We start from the raw sequence: 19,726 nt of genomic DNA on the forward strand, positions 1-19,726 counted from the left end.
GCGCCAGCGTGCTCATGGCGTGCCGCTGGCGTCAGAGGCACTGCCCAGCACGGCGCCGGGCTGCAGCTCGTCGAAACCGCGCAGGAAATCGGCGGCCGCCAAGCGCTTGCCGCCTGCGCGCTGCAGGGTGGTCAGGCGCAGGCAGCCTATGCCGCAGGCCACAATGACACCGGAAGCATCGGCGGCCAGGACCTGCCCGGGCACGGCACCTGCGGGTGCATCCATCGACTCGGGCGATGCACCCCACAGCTTGATCGTTTCAGCCCCCAGACGGGTGCTGGCACCGGGGAAGGGATCGAAGGCGCGGATGCGCTGGTCTATGGCCTGGGCCGGCAGCGACCAGTCGACGCTGCTCTCGGCTTTTTCGATCTTGTGCGCATAGGTCACCCCCTCGGCAGGCTGCACCACAGGGGCAAGGCCACCGCAGGCGGCCATCTCCAACGCTTCCACGATCATCCGTCCACCCAGGTCCGCGAGCCGGTCATGCAGCGCAGCGGTGGTGTCGGTGACGGAAATGGCCGTGCGTTCGGTCAACAGCATGTCACCCGTGTCCAGCCCGGCATCCATCTGCATGATGGTGACGCCGGTCTCGGCATCCCCGGCCTCGATGGCGCGGTGGATGGGCGCCGCACCACGCCAGCGCGGCAGCAGGCTGGCATGGATGTTCAGGCAACCCAGGCGCGGCAGGTCCAGCACCCATTGGGGCAGGATCAGGCCATAGGCGGCCACCACCATGGTGTCGGCCCGGGCGGCCAGCAGGGCCTCGCGCGCGGCGGCGGCATCCTCGGGGTACTTGCCGTCCAGCCGCAGGCTCCTGGGCTGCGCCACGGGGATGCCGTGGTCCAGGGCGCACTGTTTGACGGGGGAGGCCTGCAATTTCATGCCCCGGCCGGCGGGGCGGTCAGGCTGGGTCAGAACCAGAGGGACGGTGAAGCCGGCCTTCAGCAAGCGCTCGAGGGCCACGCGGGCGAACTCGGGCGTGCCGGCAAAAATGACGTTCATGGGGCTTTCTGCAACACAGACGATCAGTCTCGTCCTTTGTCGGTATTGGGAATGTCGTCGGTGAAGCCGATGCGGCGCACTGTGCCTGCAGGGTCCAGGTGGACGTGGGCAAAACGCGGATCGGACCCCTGCTTGAAGCGGTAGGTCCAGATATCACCGTCCCAGCGGGCCACCCGCTCCACGCGCAGCGGCGGGCCGAAGGTGCGCTGCAGGTCGGCCCGGGTCCATTGGCCCAGCGGGATGCTTTCGAGCCGGGCCTGGGTCAGGACCTGCTCGGTGCGCACCAGGCGGCCAGCAGCGTCGAAATCCAGGTTGTACACCTCGGTGCCGGCAGGCAACTGCGAATACAGCAGGCGCTCGCCCTGCGGCAGGGTGTGGACCGCGGTGGGCGGCCCCAGGTGCGCCACGACTTGGTCGCGCGGGCTCCCCAGGGGCTCGCGCGAGGGCACGGCACAAGCGGCCAGGCCCGCCACCAGCGCCAGCACAGCGGCGCCGCGCAGGAGGCGGGGTGGACGCATCAGCGGGTCTCCCGCTGCTGCTTGACCATCTTGGTCTTGATGCGGTTGCGCTTCAAGGGCGAGAGGTATTCGACGAAGACCTTGCCCAGCAAGTGGTCCATCTCGTGCTGGATGCAGACCGCCAGCAGGCCCTCGGCCTCGATGGTGCGCGACTGGCCCTCGGCGTCCAGCGCCTTCACATGCACGGCATCGTGGCGCTCGACCCCGTCGTAGATGCCGGGCACCGAGAGGCAGCCCTCGTCATTGACGTGCTTCTCGGCACTGGCCCAGACGATTTCGGGGTTGATCAGCACCAGGGGCTCGTTGCGCCCTTCGGAGACGTCGATGACCACAAGGCGCTCGTGCACGTCCACCTGGGTGGCCGCCAAACCAATGCCATTGGCGTCGTACATGGTGGCCAGCATGTCGGTCACCAGGGTCTTCAGGCGCGCATCCACGGCTTCGATCGGGCGGGCGACCTTGTGAAGCCGGGGGTCCGGATAACAGAGAATGGGGAGAATTGCCATGGAATCGGGTAATAGATGTCGCTATTTTCGCCACTTTTACCCCATGCTGCAGATACTCAACTCAATAATCGTTGCCGAATCAAGGGCTTGAGCAGAGAATCTCAGATGGTTTGTAACGTATTTGTCCGGCTGCCTGCATGTGCTGTGCAGCGCGGACGCCAGTGAGGGGGCGTTTCACAATGCATCAGAAAAGGAACAACATGACGGCATTCACCAGCGCGCGGCTTACCGCCCTGGGCGCCCTGACCGTGGCCGCAGGCGCTTTGCTCGTCGCACCGGTCCAGGCGCAAAATCACCCCGTTTCCGGCCAGCAGCGTGCCAAGGCGCAGGAGGTGTCGCAGCGCGGCATTCCCGTGGCCGATCTGGCACCCAATGCGCCCGACGTGTACGTGGTCAAGCGCGGTGACACCCTGTGGGGCATTTCCGGCCTGTACCTCAAGAGCGCCTGGCGCTGGCCCGAACTGTGGGGCATGAACATGCAGGCCCTGCCCAACCCGCACCTGATCTTCCCCGGCCAGACGCTGTACCTGGACAAGGACGGTGGCTTTGCCCGCCTGCGCACCACGGCACCGGGCGGCAGCGGATCCTCGGACACCGTGCGCGTATCCCCTAGCACCCGCAGCGACAGCCTGTCCAGCACGGCATTGCCTACGCTAAAGCCGCACCTGATCGAGCCTTTCCTCGTGGAGCCGATGGTGGTGGACGCCAGCGTGCTCCAGCGCGCCCCGCGCGTGATTGCCACCGTGGAAGAGCGCGTGCTCATGGCCAGCGGCGACCGCGCCTATGTGCGCGGCGACGCGGCCACGCCCCTGACGATGGAGCCGGGCGAGCCGCGCCAGTTCCGCGTGTTCCGTGATGCGGTCGCCCTCAAGGACCCCCAGACCGGCGAGGTCCTGGGGTATGAAGCCCAGTACCTGGGCAAGGCCGAACTGGTGCGCGGCGAAAGCTTCGAGAAGTCCTCCAACGGCAAGGGCGGCATCCAGACCGACTACGTCCCCGCCACCGTGGACCTGACGGGCGCCAAGGAAGAAATCCGTGCCGGTGACCGGCTGCTGCCCGCGCCCGCACGCGAATTCATCAGCTATGTGCCCCGTGCACCCCAGGACGGTGTCGAGGCCCGCGTGGTGTCCATCTACGGCAGCTCCGCCTCCGGGGCCTCGGCTGGCTCGGCGGGCCAGAACCAGGTGGTGGCCATCAACCTGGGCACGCGCAACGGCATGGAAGTCGGCCATGTGATGCGCCTGATGACCAAGGGCGACACCATCAAGGACAAGACCGATCCCAAGCTCCCCATGGTCAAGCTGCCCAGCGAGATCAATGGCCTGGCCATGGTGTTCCGCACCTTCGACCGGGTCTCGTACGCGCTGATCCTGGAGATCCGCACCGGCGTGCGCGTGGGCGACCGGCTGGTCAGCCCGCAGGAGTGAACTGCCATCCCTCCCCCACCTGGGTGCTATCGCCCAGGTGCACGGGAGGATGGCGCCAACCCTCTCCCTGAAGCCATCCAGGCAACGCCATGCCCATGGACCACGATGAGTTGCAGGCCTGGCTCAGGTTGACGCTGTCGCGCGGCGTAGGCAATGCCGCCGCGCGCCTTCTGCTGGCCCGGTTCGGTCTGCCGCAGGCCATCTTCGAGCAATCGGAAGCGGCCTTGCTGGAGTGCGTGACCCCCGCCCAGGCCAAGGCCTTGCGCGCCATTCCGCCCACCCTGGCCGACCTGGTGGAAACCACCTGGGAATGGCTGCAGGATGCGCCCGAGCCCGGGGCTGCCGCCCGGACCCTGCTCACGCTGGGTGATGTCGGCTATCCCCGCATCCTTCTGAACACCGATGATCCCCCGTTGCTGCTGTACCTGATGGGTCCTGCGGCACGCCTGTCATCCGAGCAGCCGCTGGGCGAACGCCCTTGCCTGGCCGTGGTGGGCAGCCGCAATCCGACGGCCCAGGGCGCGGAACATGCCCGGCAGTTCGCCAGGGCCTTGCAAGGTGCCGGCCTCACCATCGTCTCCGGCCTGGCGCTGGGGGTGGACGCTGCCGCCCATGAGGGCGCACTGGAGAGCGCAGACCTGGAGGAAGACCACCCCGCGACCATCGCCGTGGTGGGAACGGGCCTGGACCGGGTCTACCCGGCAGCCAACCGGGCGCTGGCACACCGCATCGCCCGGCAGGGACTGCTGGTGAGCGAGTACCCACTGGGCACACCACCGCTGGCACCCAACTTCCCCAAGCGCAACCGCATCATTTCCGGGCTTTCGCAGGGCACGCTGGTGGTCGAGGCAGCCCTCGCCTCGGGCTCGCTGATCACGGCCCGGCTGGCGGCGGAGCAGGGCCGCGAGGTGTTCGCCATCCCGGGCTCCATCCACTCACCCCAGTCCCGGGGATGCCACGCGCTCATCCGCCAGGGCGCCAAGCTGGTGGAGTCCGCCCAGGACGTGCTGGAGGAATTGAGCCTGCCTGCTGCGGCCACCTCCTCGGCCGCCGCCTCTGGCCCGCAAGGCCTTGGCCGCGAGCATTCGCGGCAGGACAGCCCCTTGCTGCAGGCCCTGGGATATGACCCTATGGGCTTGGATACACTGCTCGCCCGCACCGGCATGGATGCCGCAGGGCTGCAGGTGCAACTGCTGGAGCTGGAGTTGGCGGGCAACGTCGCGCGCCTGCCGGGCGGCTTGTTCCAGCGCGTGGGCATGGCGTGACCCCAACCGCCGAAGCGGCTGGACAGTTCAGCCCAGCAGGCGTTCCGGGTTGGCGTCCAGCTTGGCCAGCGCATCGCGCGTGGCGCGGGTGGTGATACCTTCCTCGTCCTGTGCCACGAGCAGGCCTGCCTGCAGGTAGGCGGCCAGGCGCCGCAGCTGGATCAGGTAGCTGCTGCCATCCACCGCGGCGAACAGGTGCAGTTGCTTGCGCTGGCTCTGCCAGGCGTACTGCACCTGGGCCGAAGAGCCGTTGTGGTCGAGCGTGTACCAGGTGCCGGGCTTGAGTTCCTGGGCCCATACGACCATGCCCTCGTCCACGGGGGCCCCGTTGTCGGCCACCACGTGGATGGACGAGGCATCGATGCCCAGCATCATCTCGATGTTGTCGGCATTGAGCGGCATGTCTCCCAGCGTGGCGTCGTTGATGAAATCCTCGAGATTGGCCAGGCGCTTGGCCATGGCGTCGATGTGCGCCTGCGGGATCGACGCGGTCTTGGACAGGAAGGCATCTGCCAGCGTGTCGGTCAGCGTCTTGATCAGCGCGTCCTGCGGCGCATCGTGGATGCCCATCAGCGCCAGGCCCTGGCGCAGGCGCTGCAGCAAGCCGGGCAGGTTCTGGATGACCTGCGCCCGGTCGCTGCGGTTGGGCTTGGCACTGGCGGCCCAGACCAAGTCGGCGGCGGTGCGCTTCAGGGTGATGGTGTCGGCATGCTGGGCACCATCGCGCACGGCCGACAGGGCCAGCACCTCGGCCCAGGTCTTGAACAGGAATTCGCGGATCTCGTCGCGCACCGGCATGTCCTTGAGCATGGTGCGCAGCTCGATGGTGTACTGGATGGCCAGGGTTTCCTTCTGCTCGACCTGCTGGGCCACGGAGACCAGGCGCGAAGTGGCCTGCTTTTCGGTAAGGAACTTGGAGAGGAATTTCTCGAACTCGTCGTAGACCAGCTGGAACACGCGGCGGCCGGTTTCCGGGTACTGCTCGATCACCTGCACCACCCGACGGATCTCGGCCTCCAGGGCGCTTCCGTTGATGCTGGTGGAGTCAAAGCCCATCACGCAGGCGCCCATGCGGTCGATCAGCTGGCGCGCGGGATGGTCCAGGTTGCTGAAGAACTCGGGCTCGGCCAGCGCCACGCGCAGCACCGGTACCTGCAGCCGCGCGAACCACACGCGAACGGCGGGCGGGATGCGGTCTTCGGCCAGGATGCTCTGGAACATCAGGGCCACCACCTCGATGATGGCTTTTTCACCGGCGGTGGAGGCCTTGTTCTTGAACTCGGTGGAGCGCTCGCGCACGGCCCCGGCCAGCTGCACCACGGCCGCCGGGCTGTAGTCCTCCATCAGCGTGGCGATGCCGCTGTAGTAGGTGTCTGCTTGCACGCGCTGCGCCGACAGTGCATGCGCCAGGGCGGCCGAAGCCGGCGGCGCCTTGATCATGTCGAAGCCCGTGGCAGGCTGCGTGAGCAACCGGCGCAGCTGGCCCATGACGCCCTGCGCCCGCTGGCGCGCCCGGATCAGCGGCGTCATGCCGGTTGCAAAGCCCATGCCACCAGGGGGCATGGGGTAACCCTGGCCTTGGTGCATGCGCGCCTGCATGTGCTGGGGGTGCATCTGTTGCGGGTACATGCCTGCCGCCGCCTGGCGGCCTGCAGCCATCGCCTCGCGCGACTGGGCCAGCGCCTGCGACGCCAGGCCACCGGCACCGGAATCGCCGCCCATGCCACCACCTGCGCCCGTAGCGCCACCTACCGTGCGCTTGACACGCGAGCGCAGGTCGGACGGCACGGCCACGCCCTGCTCCACGTAGAAGGCATTCACGGCCTGGTACTGCTTTTGCAGCACATTCGCCAGCTCGCGCTGCAGGGGGTCGACCACGATGAGCAGGTCGGTGCGCGGCAGCCCCGCATCCACCCACTGCTGCACCAGCAGCAGGCAGATGGTTTCGGGGCGAAGAATGTCATTGCTGTCGATCTCCTGGCCTTCCAGCGACTGGGTGCGCTGGCGCAGCGCATCGAACTGCGCTCCCGCCTGTTCGGCCACGGTCAGCGCCATGCGCGAGGCGACGATCTTGTTTTCCACCACGTCGTCGCTGAGCAGCTCGAACGACAGGTTGTTGTTGCTGCCAGCCGAAGCCGTCAGGCCAGGCCGCGCGCTGGCATGGGGCGCCAGCGCCTCCTGCCAGGCGTGGGTGGTGGCAGACACCCATTTGGCATGCAGTTGCTGGTACAGCATCCAGGTGTCGCGCCGGGACTGCATCTCGCGCGCGGTACCGGTCTGCGCGATCAGGGCGCCCAGGAAATCAGCGACGGTCTTGTCCAGCTCCGCCATCCCTGCACCCATCCCCTCGACGAACCGCTGGCGTGCCAGGCGTGCCAGGCGGCGCTGCGGTGAGGGAGCAGGGGAGTTTTGCATGCGCCAATATTAGCGGTTCAGACGGTGGCCCCGGCGTTGGGATCGTTGGGATCGCCGTCCTTTTTGGTGGTGGTGGTCTTGATCAGGTCTTCGCGCTTGACGCCCAGCCACATGGCGATTGCCGCAGCCACAAACACCGACGAGTAGATTCCGAACAGGATACCTATGGTCAGCGCGAGTGCAAAGTAATGAAGGCTCGGGCCACCGAAGAAGAACATCGACAGCACCATCGCCTCGGTGGAGGCGTGGGTGATGATGGTCCGGCTCATGGTGCTGGTGATGGCGTGGTCGATCACCTCGTGCGTTGTCATCTTGCGGTATTTGCGGAAGGCCTCGCGGATCCGGTCGAAAATCACGACCGATTCGTTGACCGAATACCCCAGCACGGCCAGCACGGCGGCCAGCACCGACAGCGAGAACTCCCACTGAAAGAACGCGAAGAACCCGAGGATGATCACCACGTCGTGCAGGTTGGCGATGATGGCCGCCACCCCGAACTTCCACTCGAAGCGGAAGGCCAAGTAGATCATGATGCCCACCACCACCATCCCGAGCGCCATCAGGCCGCCGTGCACGAGCTCCTCGCCGACCTGCGGACCGACGAACTCGGTACGGCGCAGCGTCACCTCTGCGTCCGCAGCCTTGAGGGCCTTCAGAACGCCCTCGCTCTGCTGCGCGGAGGTCACGCCCTTTTGCACGGGCAGGCGGATCATCACATCCCGTGCGGAGCCGAAGGTCTGCACCTGCACGTCCGGGTAGCCCAGCGCCGATACCGTCTCGCGCACCTTGGACAGCTCGGCCGGCTGGCTGTAGGCCACCTCCATGACCGTGCCGCCCGTGAACTCCACCGACAGATGCAGCCCGCGCGTGAGCAGGAAGAACACGGCCAGCGCAAAGGTGATGAAGGAGATCGCGTTGAAGATCAACGCGTGCTTCATGAAGGGGATGTCTTTTTTTATGCGGAAGAATTCCATGGCCGTTGCCCCTTAGTTCGTTTTGGCCACAGCGGTATCGGCGTCCGGCTTCCAGACCTGGCCGATCGATACGCTCTTGAGCTTCTTCTGGCGTCCGTACCACAGGTTCACCAGGCCGCGCGAGAAGAACACGGCCGAGAACATGCTGGTCAGGATGCCGATGCAGTGCACCACGGCAAAGCCGCGCACCGGGCCGGAGCCGAAGGCGAGCAGGGCCAGGCCGGCGATCAGTGTGGTCACGTTGGAGTCCAGGATGGTCGCCCAGGCGCGCTCGTAACCTGTATTGATAGCCGCCTGTGGCGACATGCCCGCGCGCAGTTCCTCGCGGATGCGTTCGTTGATCAGCACGTTGGAGTCGATGGCCACGCCGATGGCGAGCGCCATGGCCGCAATGCCCGGCAGCGTGAGCGTGGCCTGCAACATGGACAGCACGGCCATCAGCAGCAGCACGTTGACCCCCAGCGCGATGCTGGAAAATACGCCGAACAGCATGTAGTAGAAGCACATGAAGGCCGCGATGGCCGCCAGGCCCCAGACCACGCTGTGGATGCCGCGCTCGATGTTGTCGGCACCCAGGCTCGGGCCGATGGTGTATTCCTCGATGATCTCCATGGGCGCAGCCAGCGAACCGGCGCGCAGCAGCAGCGCCGTGTCGTTGGCTTCGGCCGTGGTCATGCGGCCCGAGATCTGCACCCGGCCACCACCGATTTCGCTGCGGATCACAGGGGCCGTGACCACTTCGCCCTTGCCCTTTTCGAAGAGCACGATGGCCATGCGCTTGCCGATGTTCTCGCGCGTGATGTCGCGGAAGATGCGCGAGCCCTTGGCGTCCAGCGTGAGGTTCACGGTGGGCTCCTGGGTCTGGCCATCAAAGCCGGGCTGGGCATCGGTCAGGTTTTCGCCGGTCAGGATGACCTGCTTCTTGACCACCACGGGCTGGCCGTTGCGCTCGGGGTAACGCTCGGAGCCGAACGGCACCGGGCCGCGGCCCGATTCGGCGGCGCGGGCTTCAGTGCCCTCATCGACCATGCGCACTTCGAGCGTGGCGGTGCGGCCCAGAATGTCTTTGGCCTTGGCCGTGTCCTGCACGCCGGGCAGTTGCACCACGATGCGGTCCAGCCCCTGCTGCTGGATCACGGGTTCGGCCACGCCCAGTTCGTTGATCCGGTTGTGCAGCGTGACCATGTTCTGCTTGAGCGCCTGCTCCTGCACGCGGCGCGTGGCCTCGGGCTTGATGCTGGCGCGCAGCTTGAATTCGCTGCCGTCCGGCACGCTGGTGCTCACCAGGTCGGGGAACTGGTCGCTGATGAGGTTGCGCGCCGCCGTGAGCGTGGCTTCGTCGCGCAGGCGCACTTCGACGGTCTGGCCATCGCGGCTGATGCCGCCATGGCGGATGCTCTTGTCGCGCAGCAGGGTGCGCAGGTCGCCGGCATACGACTCGGCCTTCTTGGTCAGTGCGGCCTGCATGTCCACCTGGAGCATGAAGTGCACGCCACCGCGCAGGTCCAGGCCCAGGTACATGGGCATGGCATGGATTGAGGTCAGCCACTTGGGGGACAACGAGAACATGTTCAGCGCCACCACGTAGGAGACGTCGGACTCGTTGGGAACCAGGACCTTCTGGATGGCGTCCTTGGCCTTGCCCTGGGTCTCCACCGAATCGAGCTGCGCCCGCACGGAATTGCCTTCCAGGCTCACCGACACCGGCGTGATATTGGCCGCCTTGAGCGCCTCTTCCACGCGCTGCAGTACGGCGGAGTCCACCTTCACGGCAGAGGGTTTGGCGGACGACACCTGCACCGCAGGCGCCTCGCCGAAGAAATTGGGCAGGGTGTACAGGGTCCCCACCAGCAGCACGATCACCAGGATCGCGTACTTCCACACCGGATATCGGTTCATGATCGCGCTCTTGCCTCTTGGAAAGCTTCAGGGGGCGCCGCCCTTGCAGGCCGGAACGCCCCGGATACAGGGGGCTTGAAGGCCTTACTTGACCGAGCCCTTGGGCAGGACCTGCACCACGGCGCTGCGCTGCAGCTGAACTTCGACGCCGCTGGCGATCTCGATGTGAAGGAAACCTTCGGACAGGCGCGTGACCTTGCCCACAATGCCGCCGGCCGTCGCCACCTCATCGCCCTTGGCAATGGCGTCGATCATGGAGCGGTGCTCCTTCTGTTTCTTCATCTGGGGGCGGATCATGACGAAGTACAGCACCACGAACATGAGCACCAGGGGCAGCATGCCGGTGAGCGAGGACATCATGTCACCACCGCCCGCAGCGGCGGCGGGAGCAGTCTGGGCAAAAGCAGAAGAAATAAACACGGACGAAACTCCACAACGGATGGTCAAAACACACTGAAAACCGCCTGCAGCGAGCGCCAAGGCGCGCGCTGGGCGCAACAGGACATTGTATGCGGGCCCTTGCCACGCCCCCAAGGGGTATGACCCAAGCTGGCGGCGGGTGTTTGTTGCCTGCCACCGGCCTGCCGGGCGTCGCCGCCACGCCCCGCTGCGCAATGCCGCCAAGGGCAATGCAGCAAAGGAGGTGACGCTACACTCCTGATAGCAAAAAGCCCGCGCAAGCGCGGGCTCTGCGAGAAAGGTGCGGCCACACCGCCCAACTTCAAGCGGCCTGGCGCTCGGACCGCACGGCACCGCCCTGGCGCCATTGGGCCATCAGGCCATCCCACTTGGGGCGGGCCGTGGCCAGGTGGCGCTCCTTCACATGGCCGTAGCCGCGAATGTCTTCGGGAATGCGCGCGATGTCGACGGCCAGCCCCAGGTTGTCGGCCGTCAGGCCCTGCAGCAGCTCGTCGATCGAGGCGCGGTATTCCACGATCAGCGCGCGCTCCATGCGGCGCTCCTCGGTGCGGCCAAACACGTCGAACGCGGTGCCGCGCAGGCCTTTGAGCTTGGCCAGCACGCCGAAGGCGCTGCGCATCCACGGGCCGAACGGCTGCTTGACCAACTCGCCACGGTCGTTCTTCTTGGCCGTCATGGGCGGTGCCAGGTGGTGCACCAGCTTGTAATCGCCTTCGAACATGTTCGCGATCTTGTCCGTGAAGGCCTTGTCGGTGTGCAGGCGCGCCACCTCGTACTCGTCCTTGTAGGCCATGAGCTTGAACAGATAGCGGGCCACCGCCTCCGACAGGCGGGTGCCGGCGCCCAGCTTGCCCTCGGCGGCCCGCACCTTTTCCACGAAGGCCGTATATTCGGAGGCATAGGCGGCGTTCTGGTAACCCGTGAGGAAATCCACACGCTTGGACAGCATCTCGGTCAGCGAAGGCTTCTTGACGAACTCGATTACCTGCGCGGCCTGGAACAGCGACTGCACGGCCTTGAGGTCATGGGCGCAGCGGCGGCCCCATTCGAACGCTGCCTTGTTGTTGTCCACCTGCACGCCATTGAGTTCCATGGCGCGCATCAGCGAGGCGAACGTCAGCGGCACACGGCCTTTCTGCCATGCGTAGCCCAGCATCAGCGGGTTGGTGTAGATGCTGTCGCCCAGCAGTTGGGTGGCCACCTGCTCGGCATCGAAGCTGCCCACGCCACCGGCCCCCACGGCCGCCTCGATGGCGCTGTCGCAGTTGGCACCGGGGAACTGCCAGTTGGGGTTGGTCACGAAGGCCGCCGTGGGCGTGCCATGCGTGTTGAGGGCCACGAAGGTGCGGCCCGGCTGCATCACGGCCAGGGTGTACTTGTGCGCGGCGACGATGGAATCGCAGCCGATCACCAGGTCGGCCTTGGCGGTATCGACCTTGGTGGTGTAGATGGCCTCGGGGCGGTTGGCGATCTGGATGTGGCTCCAGGTGGCGCCGCCCTTCTGGGCCAGGCCACCGGCGTCCTGGGTGATGACGCCCTTGCCATCCAGGTGCGCGGCCATACCCAGCAAAGAGCCGATGGTGATCACGCCCGTGCCGCCCACGCCGCCGACCACGATGCCCCAGGCCGTCTCGGCCACCGGCAGTACCGGGTCCGGGATGGCCGGCAGGCTGGCCAGGTCGCCCTTCTTTTCCTTCTTGGGCTTCTTGAGCTTGCCGCCTTCCACCGTGACGAAGCTCGGGCAGAAGCCGTTCACGCAGGAGTAGTCCTTGTTGCAGGTGCTCTGGTTGATGCGGCGCTTGCGGCCGAATTCCGTCTCCACCGGCTCCACGCTCAGGCAGTTCGACTTGGTGGAGCAATCGCCGCAGCCCTCGCACACCAGGTCGTTGATGACCACGGTCTTGTCGGGCGTGGCCAGGGTGCCGCGCTTCCTGCGGCGGCGCTTTTCGGTGGCGCAGGTCTGGTCGTAGATGATGACCGTGCAGCCCTTGATCTCGCGGAATTGGCGCTGCAGCATGTCGAGTTCGTCGCGGTGGTGCACCGTCACGCCTTCGGCCAGCGCCACGCCGTCGTACTTCTGCGGTTCATCGGTCACGATGATGAGCTTGACCACACCCTCGGACTTCAGGCTGTTCATGATCTGCAGCACCGAATGGCCCTCGGGCCGCTCGCCCACCTGCTGGCCGCCGGTCATGGCCACGGCGTCGTTGTAGAGCACCTTGTAGGTGATGGTGGTGCCCGCGGCGATGCTCTGGCGGATGGCCAGCAGCCCGCTGTGGAAGTAGGTGCCGTCGCCCAGGTTGGCAAACACGTGCTGGTCGGTGGTGAAAGGTGCCTGGCCCACCCAGGTCACGCCCTCGCCACCCATTTGCGTGAAGGTGGAGGTGTTGCGGTCGGGCATCCAGTTGGCCATGTAGTGGCAGCCAATGCCGGCCACGGCGCGCGAGCCTTCGGGCACGCGGGTGCTGGTGTTGTGCGGGCAGCCGCTGCAGAACCAGGGGGCGCGTTCGCCCGTGTCCACCTTGAGCTCGGTCATCGCGCGCTCGCTGGCCTCGATGACGGCGATGCGCGAATCCATGCGCGCGATGATGTCACTCGACACGCCCAGCTTCTTGAGGCGCTTGGCAATCGCCTTGGCGATGATGGCGGGCGTCAGGTCGGCCTTGGCGCGCAACAGCCAGTTCTGGCTGGGGTTGGGCATGGACCATTCGCCGCCGGTGGCATCGCCCTCGGGCTCGTCGAACTTGCCCAGCACATGGGGGCGCACGTCCGAGCGCCAGTTGTACAGCTCTTCCTTGAGCTGGTATTCGATGACCTGGCGCTTTTCCTCGACCACCAGGATCTCCTGCAGGCCCTGGGCAAAATCGCGCGTGATGGTGGCCTCGAGCGGCCAGACCACGTTGACCTTGTGCACGCGGATGCCGAGCTGGCGGCAGGTGTCGTCATCGAGGCCCAGGTCCACCAGGGCCTGGCGCGTGTCGTTGTAGGCCTTGCCGCTGGCGATGATGCCGAAGCGGTCGTTGGGCCCCTGGATCACGTTGTAGTTGAGCTTGTTGGCGCGCACATAGGCCAGGGCTGCGTACCACTTGTAGTCCATGAGGCGCGCCTCCTGCTCCAGCGGCGCGTCGGGCCAGCGGATGTGCAGGCCGCCGGGCGGCATCACGAAGTCCTCGGGCATCACGATCTTCACGCGATCCGGGTCCACCGAGATGCTGCTCGACGATTCGACCACTTCCTGGATGGTCTTCATGCCCGACCACACGCCCGAAAAACGGCTCATGGCAAAGGCGTGCAGACCCATGTCCAGGATTTCCTGAACGCTGCTCGGAAAGAACACCGGCGTGCCGCAGGCCTTGAAGATGTGATCGCTCTGGTGCGCGGCCGTGCTGCTCTTGCTGATGTGGTCGTCGCCGGCAATGGCGATCACCCCGCCATGCTTGGCCGTGCCGGCCATGTTGGCGTGCTTGAACACGTCCGAGCAGCGGTCCACGCCCGGGCCCTTGCCGTACCAGATGCCGAAGACGCCGTCGAACTTCCTGCTCTGCGGGTACAGGTCCAGCTGCTGCGTGCCCCACACGGCCGTCGCGCCGAGTTCCTCGTTCACCCCGGGCTGGAAGACGATGTTGTTCGCCGCCAGGTGCTTCTTGGCGGCCCACAGGGATTGGTCGTAGGTACCCAGGGGGGAGCCGCGATAGCCGCTGATGAAGCCGGCCGTGTTGAGCCCCTCCATCGCATCGCGCTGGCGCTGCAGCATGGGCAAGCGAACGAGGGCCTGCACCCCGCTCATGAAGGCCCGGCCACTGTCCAAGGCGTATTTGTCATCCAGAGTGACAGTTTCTAGGGCCTTGCGGATGTGCTCGGGCAGTGGTGCGTTCATGGCTATGTCTCCAATGGCTTTTTTGTGGGGTACGCCCCTTGTGAGGGCGGGGTTCACGGCCGCACCGCACGTTGAGTGCAGCGCCTCCAATGTGAGATAAGTGTATGCCTGCTTCGCTGATAAGTCTTTGCGTTGTGTGCCGCATTTGGGCTATTCTGAGAAAGGATCTTTCTCGATACGGCCATTTTGTGAACACTCTCGACAAATTCGATATCGCCATCCTCAACGAGCTGCAGACCGATGCCCGGCTGACCAATGCCGAGCTGGCCCAGCGTGTGGGCCTGTCGGCCGCGCCATGCTGGCGCCGCGTGCGTGCGCTGGAGGAAGAGGGCTTCATCAAAGGCTACCGCGCCGAGATCGACCGCAACAAGATCGGCCTCGGGGTACTGGCCTTCGTGCGCCTGGACGCCGACCGCAGCACGGGCAACCTCACGCGCAAGATGGAAGACGCGATCGCCCTGATCCCCGAGGTCGTGGCCTGCCACTACATCAGCGGCACCGGCACCTTCGAGCTGCAGGTGGTGGCGCGCGATCTGGAGAGCTTTTCGCAGTTCGCGCGCAACGTGCTGCTCAACCTGCCGAATGTGAAAGACATGCACACCAGCTTCTCCCTGGGCGAAGTCAAGGCCAGCGGGGCGCTGCCGCTCACGCACCTGGCCCGGACGAAATGATGATGCTACTGATTTTGTAGCAAATTGCGCTTGATGGAAATGCGCCAGGGCCTATTTTTGCCGTCGGGGCTGACATGCCGCTGCGCACAGGGCTGGTACGCTGCCCGATGCCCGATGCACTGCAAGGTAACAAGGCGTTCGGGCGTGGACTCACCACAGGGTGTGCTGTATAAGCCAGCGACGCCACGGCACAACCACCGCGGAACCACCCAGCTGCGCGCGCACCCTCTCCACGATCGGTGCGCTTTGCCGCAATGCTCAGGGGCTGCGCGTTGGCCGATGGGGCTAAAAATACGATGGCTTCTTTGGTACCGGCCGGCGGCCTGTCGAAGGAAGTCCCAAAGAGGGAGCGAGCGGCATGATCATCTGGGGCATTTTTTGGGGCGCGGTGCTGGGTTCGTGGTTTGGCGGCCATGGCGACTTCGGACCGTTCGTCGGCGCCATCCTGGGCTTTTTTGCCGCGCTGTCGTTGCGCTGGGCGGTGCGCTCCGCCATTCGTACCGAGTTGCAGGCGCAGGCTCCGAAGGCTGTCGCACCGCCGGCTGCGGCGGCGCCCACGGCCGAAGACCGGGCACAAGTGGCCTCGCCCTCACCGCCCCCCCCGCCGGCGACCCTGGACGAACGCCCGGACACGGACGATCCGTTCTGGACGGGCGAACTCACGCCGCACGGCCTGCCGCTCGTCCCGACCTCGGCCTCCACCTTGGCTCCGGTGCCTGCCCGGCCCGATGCACTTCGCCAGCCCGCCCCACCCAACCCCTTGGAGCAGGCCGTGCTTGCAGCCAGGAACTGGCTGCTGGGCGGCAACACCATCGTGCGGGTAGGCCTGGTGATTTTGTTCATTGGCCTGTCCTTCCTTGCACGGTATGCCGCTTCGGCCGGGCTGTTGCCGGTCGAATTCCGCCTGGCTGCGGTCGCAGCTGTGGGCATTTCGCTGCTGGTGGTGGGCTTTCGCAAGCGCGCTGACAAGCCCGCTTTTGCGCTGGCCCTGCAGGGCGGTGGCGTGGCGGTCATGTACCTCACCGTGTTCGCCGCCTTCCGGCTCTACGGGCTGCTGCCACCGCTCTATGCCTTCGGTCTGATGATCGCGGCCTGCGCGGCTAGCTGCGCGCTGGCGTTGCTGCAGGACTCGCGCGCACTTGCCGTGGCTGCGTTTGCCGGTGGCTTTGCCGCACCCATCCTGCTGTCCACGGGTCAGGGCAGTCATGTGGGCCTGTTCAGCTACTACACCCTGCTGAACCTGGCCATTCTCTTCATTGCGCACAAGCGCTCCTGGCGCATGCTCAACGTGGTGGGCTTTGTCGCCACCTTTGGCGTCGCCTCGGCATGGGGTGCGCTCAAGTACCAGCCCGAGAACTACGCCAGCACGCAGCCCTTCCTTGCGGGCTTTGTGCTGATCTACCTTTGTGCTGCCATCCTCTATGCCCGCAACACACCCACCAAGCTGGGCAATGCCGTCGACACCATGCTGGTCTTCGGTACGCCGCTGGTGGGTTTTGGTCTGCAGGCCGGGCTGGTACAGCCTTTCGAGCTGGGCGCCGCCTTCTCCTCAATGGCCTTTGCCGCGCTGTACCTGGTGACAGCGACAGTGTTGGCGCGCCGCGCGCTGGACAGCTGGCGCCTGCTCGTCGAATGTTTCATTGCCGTTGGCGTGGGCTTTGCCACACTGGCCGTGCCGCTGGCGCTGGACGCTCAATGGACGTCTGCGGTCTGGGCGCTCGAAGGCGCAGGCGCTTTCTGGGTGGGCATGCGCCAGGCCCGCTGGATGCCGCGCGCATTCGGGCTTGTGCTGCAGGTCGTGGCCATGCTGGCTTTCCTAGGCAGCACCTCCAGCATCTCGCCGCTGCCGCTGGTCAACCCTGCCTTCCTGGGCGCGTTGCTGATCGCGCTGCCCTCGCTGCTGCTGGCCTGGTGGCTGCGCCAGCCGCTGCCGCACAGCGGCTCGGCCTGGACCCGGGGTTATGCGGGTCTTGAGGCGCGGCTGTCCAACCCGGCCTATCTCTACGGCTTTGTGTTCTGGTGCCTGGCCTGGCTCATGGAAATCACGCGGCGTGTGCCCGGCCTGGAAGCCGGCCAGTGGCCCATATCGGTGTTCTCCGAACAGGTGACCGGACTGTTGGCCATGCTGGCCGTCGTGCTCAGCGCCGCGCTGTCGATGGTGCTGGGCCTTCGCACGCGCTGGGCAGTGGCTACCTGGCCGGCGCGCGGCACCGTTGCCGTGCTGGCGCTGGGGTTGGTCGTGCAGGTGGCCGACGGCTACCGCGTGCTCGCCACCCCCGCCTGGGCCGTGTGGCCCATCGTGCTGGCGCTGCATGTGTGGATGCTGCGGCAGACGGACCGCCTGCAGGTGACGGCCGATGTGGATGGCAAGCCAGGTGCGCCCACCTCGCTCGTTGGCTGGTTCCATGCCGCCACAGCGTGGCTGGTGACTTTGCTGCTGGCCGACTGCCTGTGGTCCGGCATCGGCAAGGCTGAGCTGTGGCGTACCTCTTGGGCCGGTGTGGTCCTGCTGGTCAGCGCCATTGCGGTGTTGATGCTGCTGGCGCTGTGGGCGGGTCGTGGCAACCGGCTGGCAGCGCGTGCAGCACTGCCATGGCCGCTCAACCCACATGCCGAGGCCTACTACTGGCTGGCGGCCCTGCCCCTGGCGGTGATGGTGTTCTGGGGCGCGCTGTTAGCGGCAGTGCATTCGTCGGGCCACACCGCGCCGCTGCCCTACATTCCACTGTTCAACCCCACCGACCTGACGCTCGCGCTCGCGCTGGGCGGCCTGGTGTTTTGGCGGCGGGTACTGCTTTCGGCGCTGCCGCTCCCGGCCCGCTCGGGCTGGGTCACCGGGCGCCATGCGCTGCAGGCGTTGGCGCTGCTGGCGTTCATCGTGATCAACACCGTGTGGTTGCGTGTGGCCCACCACTTCTTCGGCGTGCCCTGGGGTGCGTCGGCGCTGTTCGACAGCTTCGTGGTGCAGACCGGTTACGCCATCCTGTGGACGCTGCTGGCGCTCAGCATGATGGTGCTGGCGCACCGGCGCGTGCAGCGTTCACTGTGGCTGGTGGGCGCGGGCCTGCTGGGCGGGGTGGTGGTCAAGCTGCTGCTGATCGATTTGTCCAATGCCGGCGGTGCCGAACGCATCATTGCCTTCATCGCCGTGGGCGCGCTCATGCTGGTGGTGGGCTACTTCGCGCCGTTGCCGCCCAAGGCGGATGCCCGCGCGGAGCCTGCTGCGCCACCGCTGGCGCCATCGCAACAAGAAGCACTACTCCCATGAAGCCTGTCGCTCTGAACCTGCCCCTGGCACTGGCCGCTGCCGCCCTGTCCCTGTGTGCCAGTGCGGCCCACGCGGTGACCGATGCCAACAACCCTGCGGCCTACGCCATCCGCATTCCCGTAACGCTCGCGGCCGATGCGCCGCTGCAGCGCATGCTGCTGCCCGCCGAGGTACTGGTGCGCCTGCAAAGCCCGGGCTACGGCGACCTGCGCCTTTTCAACGGCCCGGGCCAGCCCGTGCCCATGGCACTGGCCGGTTTGGCAGCGGCCAGCGCCCCCGAGGAGTCAGTGACCTTGCCCGCTTATCCCATCCTGGGCGCTGCCAGCGCGGGGACGGCAGGGCTGGAAGGCCTGTCGCTGCGCATCGAGGAGCGCCAGGGCCAGCGCGTGGTGCAGATCGACAGCGCCGGCACAGCAGGTCCTGCAGCCACACAAACCGTGCGGGGCGCGTTGCTCGACGCGCGCGATGTGCAGCTGCCCGCGAACCGCATGGCCCTGGACGCGGATCTGCCAGCAGGCCAACCCGTGACGTTCCAGGTGCAGGCCAGCAAGGACCTCAAGCACTGGCACCCACTGGCCGAGACCGTGCTGTACCGCGCCGACGCTGCGGTGGCACCCACGGCACCAGGCCGTCTGGGCAGCGAGCAGATCGACCTGCAGCGCGCCGACCTCAAGGACCACTACCTGCGCGTGACCTGGGGCGACGCTGCCGTGACCTTGCGCGGCGTCAAGCTGGCTACCTCGACCAAAACGGGCCCGCGCGAGCGCGTCAGCGCCAGCATGGCGGTGCCGCCACTGGGCACCAATCCGCGTGAACTGGTGTTTGCGCTGCCGTTTGCTACGCCAGTCGCCGCGCTCCAGATCAAGCCGCCCGGCAACAATGTGCTGATCCCTGTGCGCGTGCTGGGCCGCAACCACCGCGAGCAGCCCTGGTCGCCGCTGGCGAGCGCGGTGGTCTACAGGATGACCATGGCAGGCAAGGAGCAGGCCAGCGGCCCCATCGAGCTGGGCGGCGCCTCGGTGCGCGAGATCAAGATCGAAGCCGACCCCAAGACCCCCGGCTTTGCCGCCGCGCCCGAGATGGCGCTGCAGTTCGAGCCCGCGCAGCTGGTGTTCCTGGCCAGCGGGCAAGGGCCCTTCACACTGGCGGCTGGGCTGCCCGGCGCCAGCGCGGCGGCCAGTGCCTTCCTGCCCCTGGCCAGCCTGGTGCCGGGCTACCAGCCCGCTCAGGAGAACCAGTTGCCCATGGCACTGGCCGATGTAGCGCGGGCCGACATCACCGGGGGCAAGCCCAAAGACAGCGCGCTGGTGTCTGCTGCAGCCGCCAGCAGCGGCATCTCCACGCGAAGTGCCGTGCTGTGGGGCGTGCTGCTGGCAGGCGTGGGGGCGCTAGCGCTCATGGCCTGGCTGCTGCTGCGGCAGACCAGGCGGGCGGGCAACCACGCACTGGCTGAGCCCACCGATGCGGTGTGAAGATGTGCTGGG

13 protein-coding genes are annotated in these 19,726 nt (G+C 66.6%); 5 read left to right on the forward strand and 8 right to left on the reverse strand.

Annotation, left to right across the window (positions count from 1 at the left end):
- Window positions 1-12: 12 nt before the first annotated feature.
- From fmt to def, 3 genes are read right to left on the reverse strand one after another with little or no spacing between them, the layout of a single operon-like run.
- Window positions 13-1,002 (reverse strand): methionyl-tRNA formyltransferase, encoded by a 990-nt coding sequence (gene fmt / locus ACSQ3Y_RS00495; protein ID WP_436176086.1) that lies wholly within the window; start codon window positions 1,000-1,002, stop codon window positions 13-15.
- A 23-nt stretch (window positions 1,003-1,025) separates the two neighbouring features.
- The gene (locus tag ACSQ3Y_RS00500; RefSeq protein ID WP_436176087.1) at window positions 1,026-1,520 is read right to left on the reverse strand and encodes a hypothetical protein; all 495 of its coding nucleotides are present in this window, start codon (window positions 1,518-1,520) and stop codon (window positions 1,026-1,028) included.
- A complete protein-coding gene (gene def, locus ACSQ3Y_RS00505) occupies window positions 1,520-2,026 on the reverse strand; it encodes a peptide deformylase (protein ID WP_436176088.1) in 507 nt (168 codons plus the stop codon). Before def ends, ACSQ3Y_RS00500 begins: the two co-directional genes overlap by 1 nt.
- Window positions 2,027-2,226: 200 nt before the next feature.
- On the opposite strand from def, the gene ACSQ3Y_RS00510 reads away from it, so the two are divergent.
- Together ACSQ3Y_RS00510 and dprA are read left to right on the forward strand one after the other, a co-directional pair.
- On the forward strand, window positions 2,227-3,453 hold the full coding sequence (locus tag ACSQ3Y_RS00510; RefSeq protein WP_057200659.1) for a LysM peptidoglycan-binding domain-containing protein: 1,227 nt from the start codon (window positions 2,227-2,229) through the stop codon (window positions 3,451-3,453).
- Between the two features lie 95 nt (window positions 3,454-3,548).
- Complete coding sequence (gene dprA / locus ACSQ3Y_RS00515; RefSeq protein WP_436180068.1) at window positions 3,549-4,718, forward strand: DNA-processing protein DprA; 1,170 nt, start codon at window positions 3,549-3,551, stop codon at window positions 4,716-4,718.
- Window positions 4,719-4,745: 27 nt separating this feature from the next.
- On the opposite strand, the gene ACSQ3Y_RS00520 is transcribed toward dprA, so the two are convergent.
- The 5 genes from ACSQ3Y_RS00520 to ACSQ3Y_RS00540 form a co-directional block, all read right to left on the reverse strand.
- Complete coding sequence (locus ACSQ3Y_RS00520; protein WP_057200658.1) at window positions 4,746-7,133, reverse strand: DUF1631 domain-containing protein; 2,388 nt, start codon at window positions 7,131-7,133, stop codon at window positions 4,746-4,748.
- Window positions 7,134-7,150: 17 nt separating this feature from the next.
- A complete protein-coding gene (gene secF / locus ACSQ3Y_RS00525) occupies window positions 7,151-8,107 on the reverse strand; it encodes a protein translocase subunit SecF (protein ID WP_436176089.1) in 957 nt (318 codons plus the stop codon).
- Window positions 8,108-8,119: 12 nt separating this feature from the next.
- On the reverse strand, window positions 8,120-10,006 hold the full coding sequence (secD, locus tag ACSQ3Y_RS00530; protein ID WP_436176090.1) for a protein translocase subunit SecD: 1,887 nt from the start codon (window positions 10,004-10,006) through the stop codon (window positions 8,120-8,122).
- A gap of 84 nt (window positions 10,007-10,090) precedes the next feature.
- Window positions 10,091-10,426, reverse strand: a complete 336-nt coding sequence (gene yajC, locus ACSQ3Y_RS00535; RefSeq protein WP_436176091.1) for a preprotein translocase subunit YajC — start codon at window positions 10,424-10,426, stop codon at window positions 10,091-10,093.
- Window positions 10,427-10,727: 301 nt separating this feature from the next.
- Window positions 10,728-14,303 (reverse strand): indolepyruvate ferredoxin oxidoreductase family protein, encoded by a 3,576-nt coding sequence (locus tag ACSQ3Y_RS00540; RefSeq protein ID WP_436176092.1) that lies wholly within the window; start codon window positions 14,301-14,303, stop codon window positions 10,728-10,730.
- Between the two features lie 188 nt (window positions 14,304-14,491).
- Here ACSQ3Y_RS00540 and ACSQ3Y_RS00545 point away from each other — a divergent pair, with 188 nt between their 5' ends.
- From ACSQ3Y_RS00545 to ACSQ3Y_RS00555, 3 genes are all read left to right on the forward strand, one after another.
- Window positions 14,492-14,974, forward strand: coding sequence for an Lrp/AsnC family transcriptional regulator (locus ACSQ3Y_RS00545; protein ID WP_436176093.1), 483 nt, complete (start codon window positions 14,492-14,494; stop codon window positions 14,972-14,974).
- Window positions 14,975-15,332: 358 nt separating this feature from the next.
- Entirely contained in the window at window positions 15,333-18,242 is a 2,910-nt protein-coding gene (locus ACSQ3Y_RS00550) for a DUF2339 domain-containing protein (RefSeq protein WP_436176094.1), read from the forward strand.
- Window positions 18,239-19,714, forward strand: a complete 1,476-nt coding sequence (locus tag ACSQ3Y_RS00555) for a DUF3999 domain-containing protein (protein WP_436176095.1) — start codon at window positions 18,239-18,241, stop codon at window positions 19,712-19,714. Before ACSQ3Y_RS00550 ends, ACSQ3Y_RS00555 begins: the two co-directional genes overlap by 4 nt.
- The last annotated feature ends 12 nt before the right edge of the window (window positions 19,715-19,726 follow it).

The organism is Acidovorax sp. LjRoot66, from assembly GCF_964253305.1.
In the GTDB taxonomy this organism is placed as follows: domain Bacteria; phylum Pseudomonadota; class Gammaproteobacteria; order Burkholderiales; family Burkholderiaceae_C; genus Acidovorax.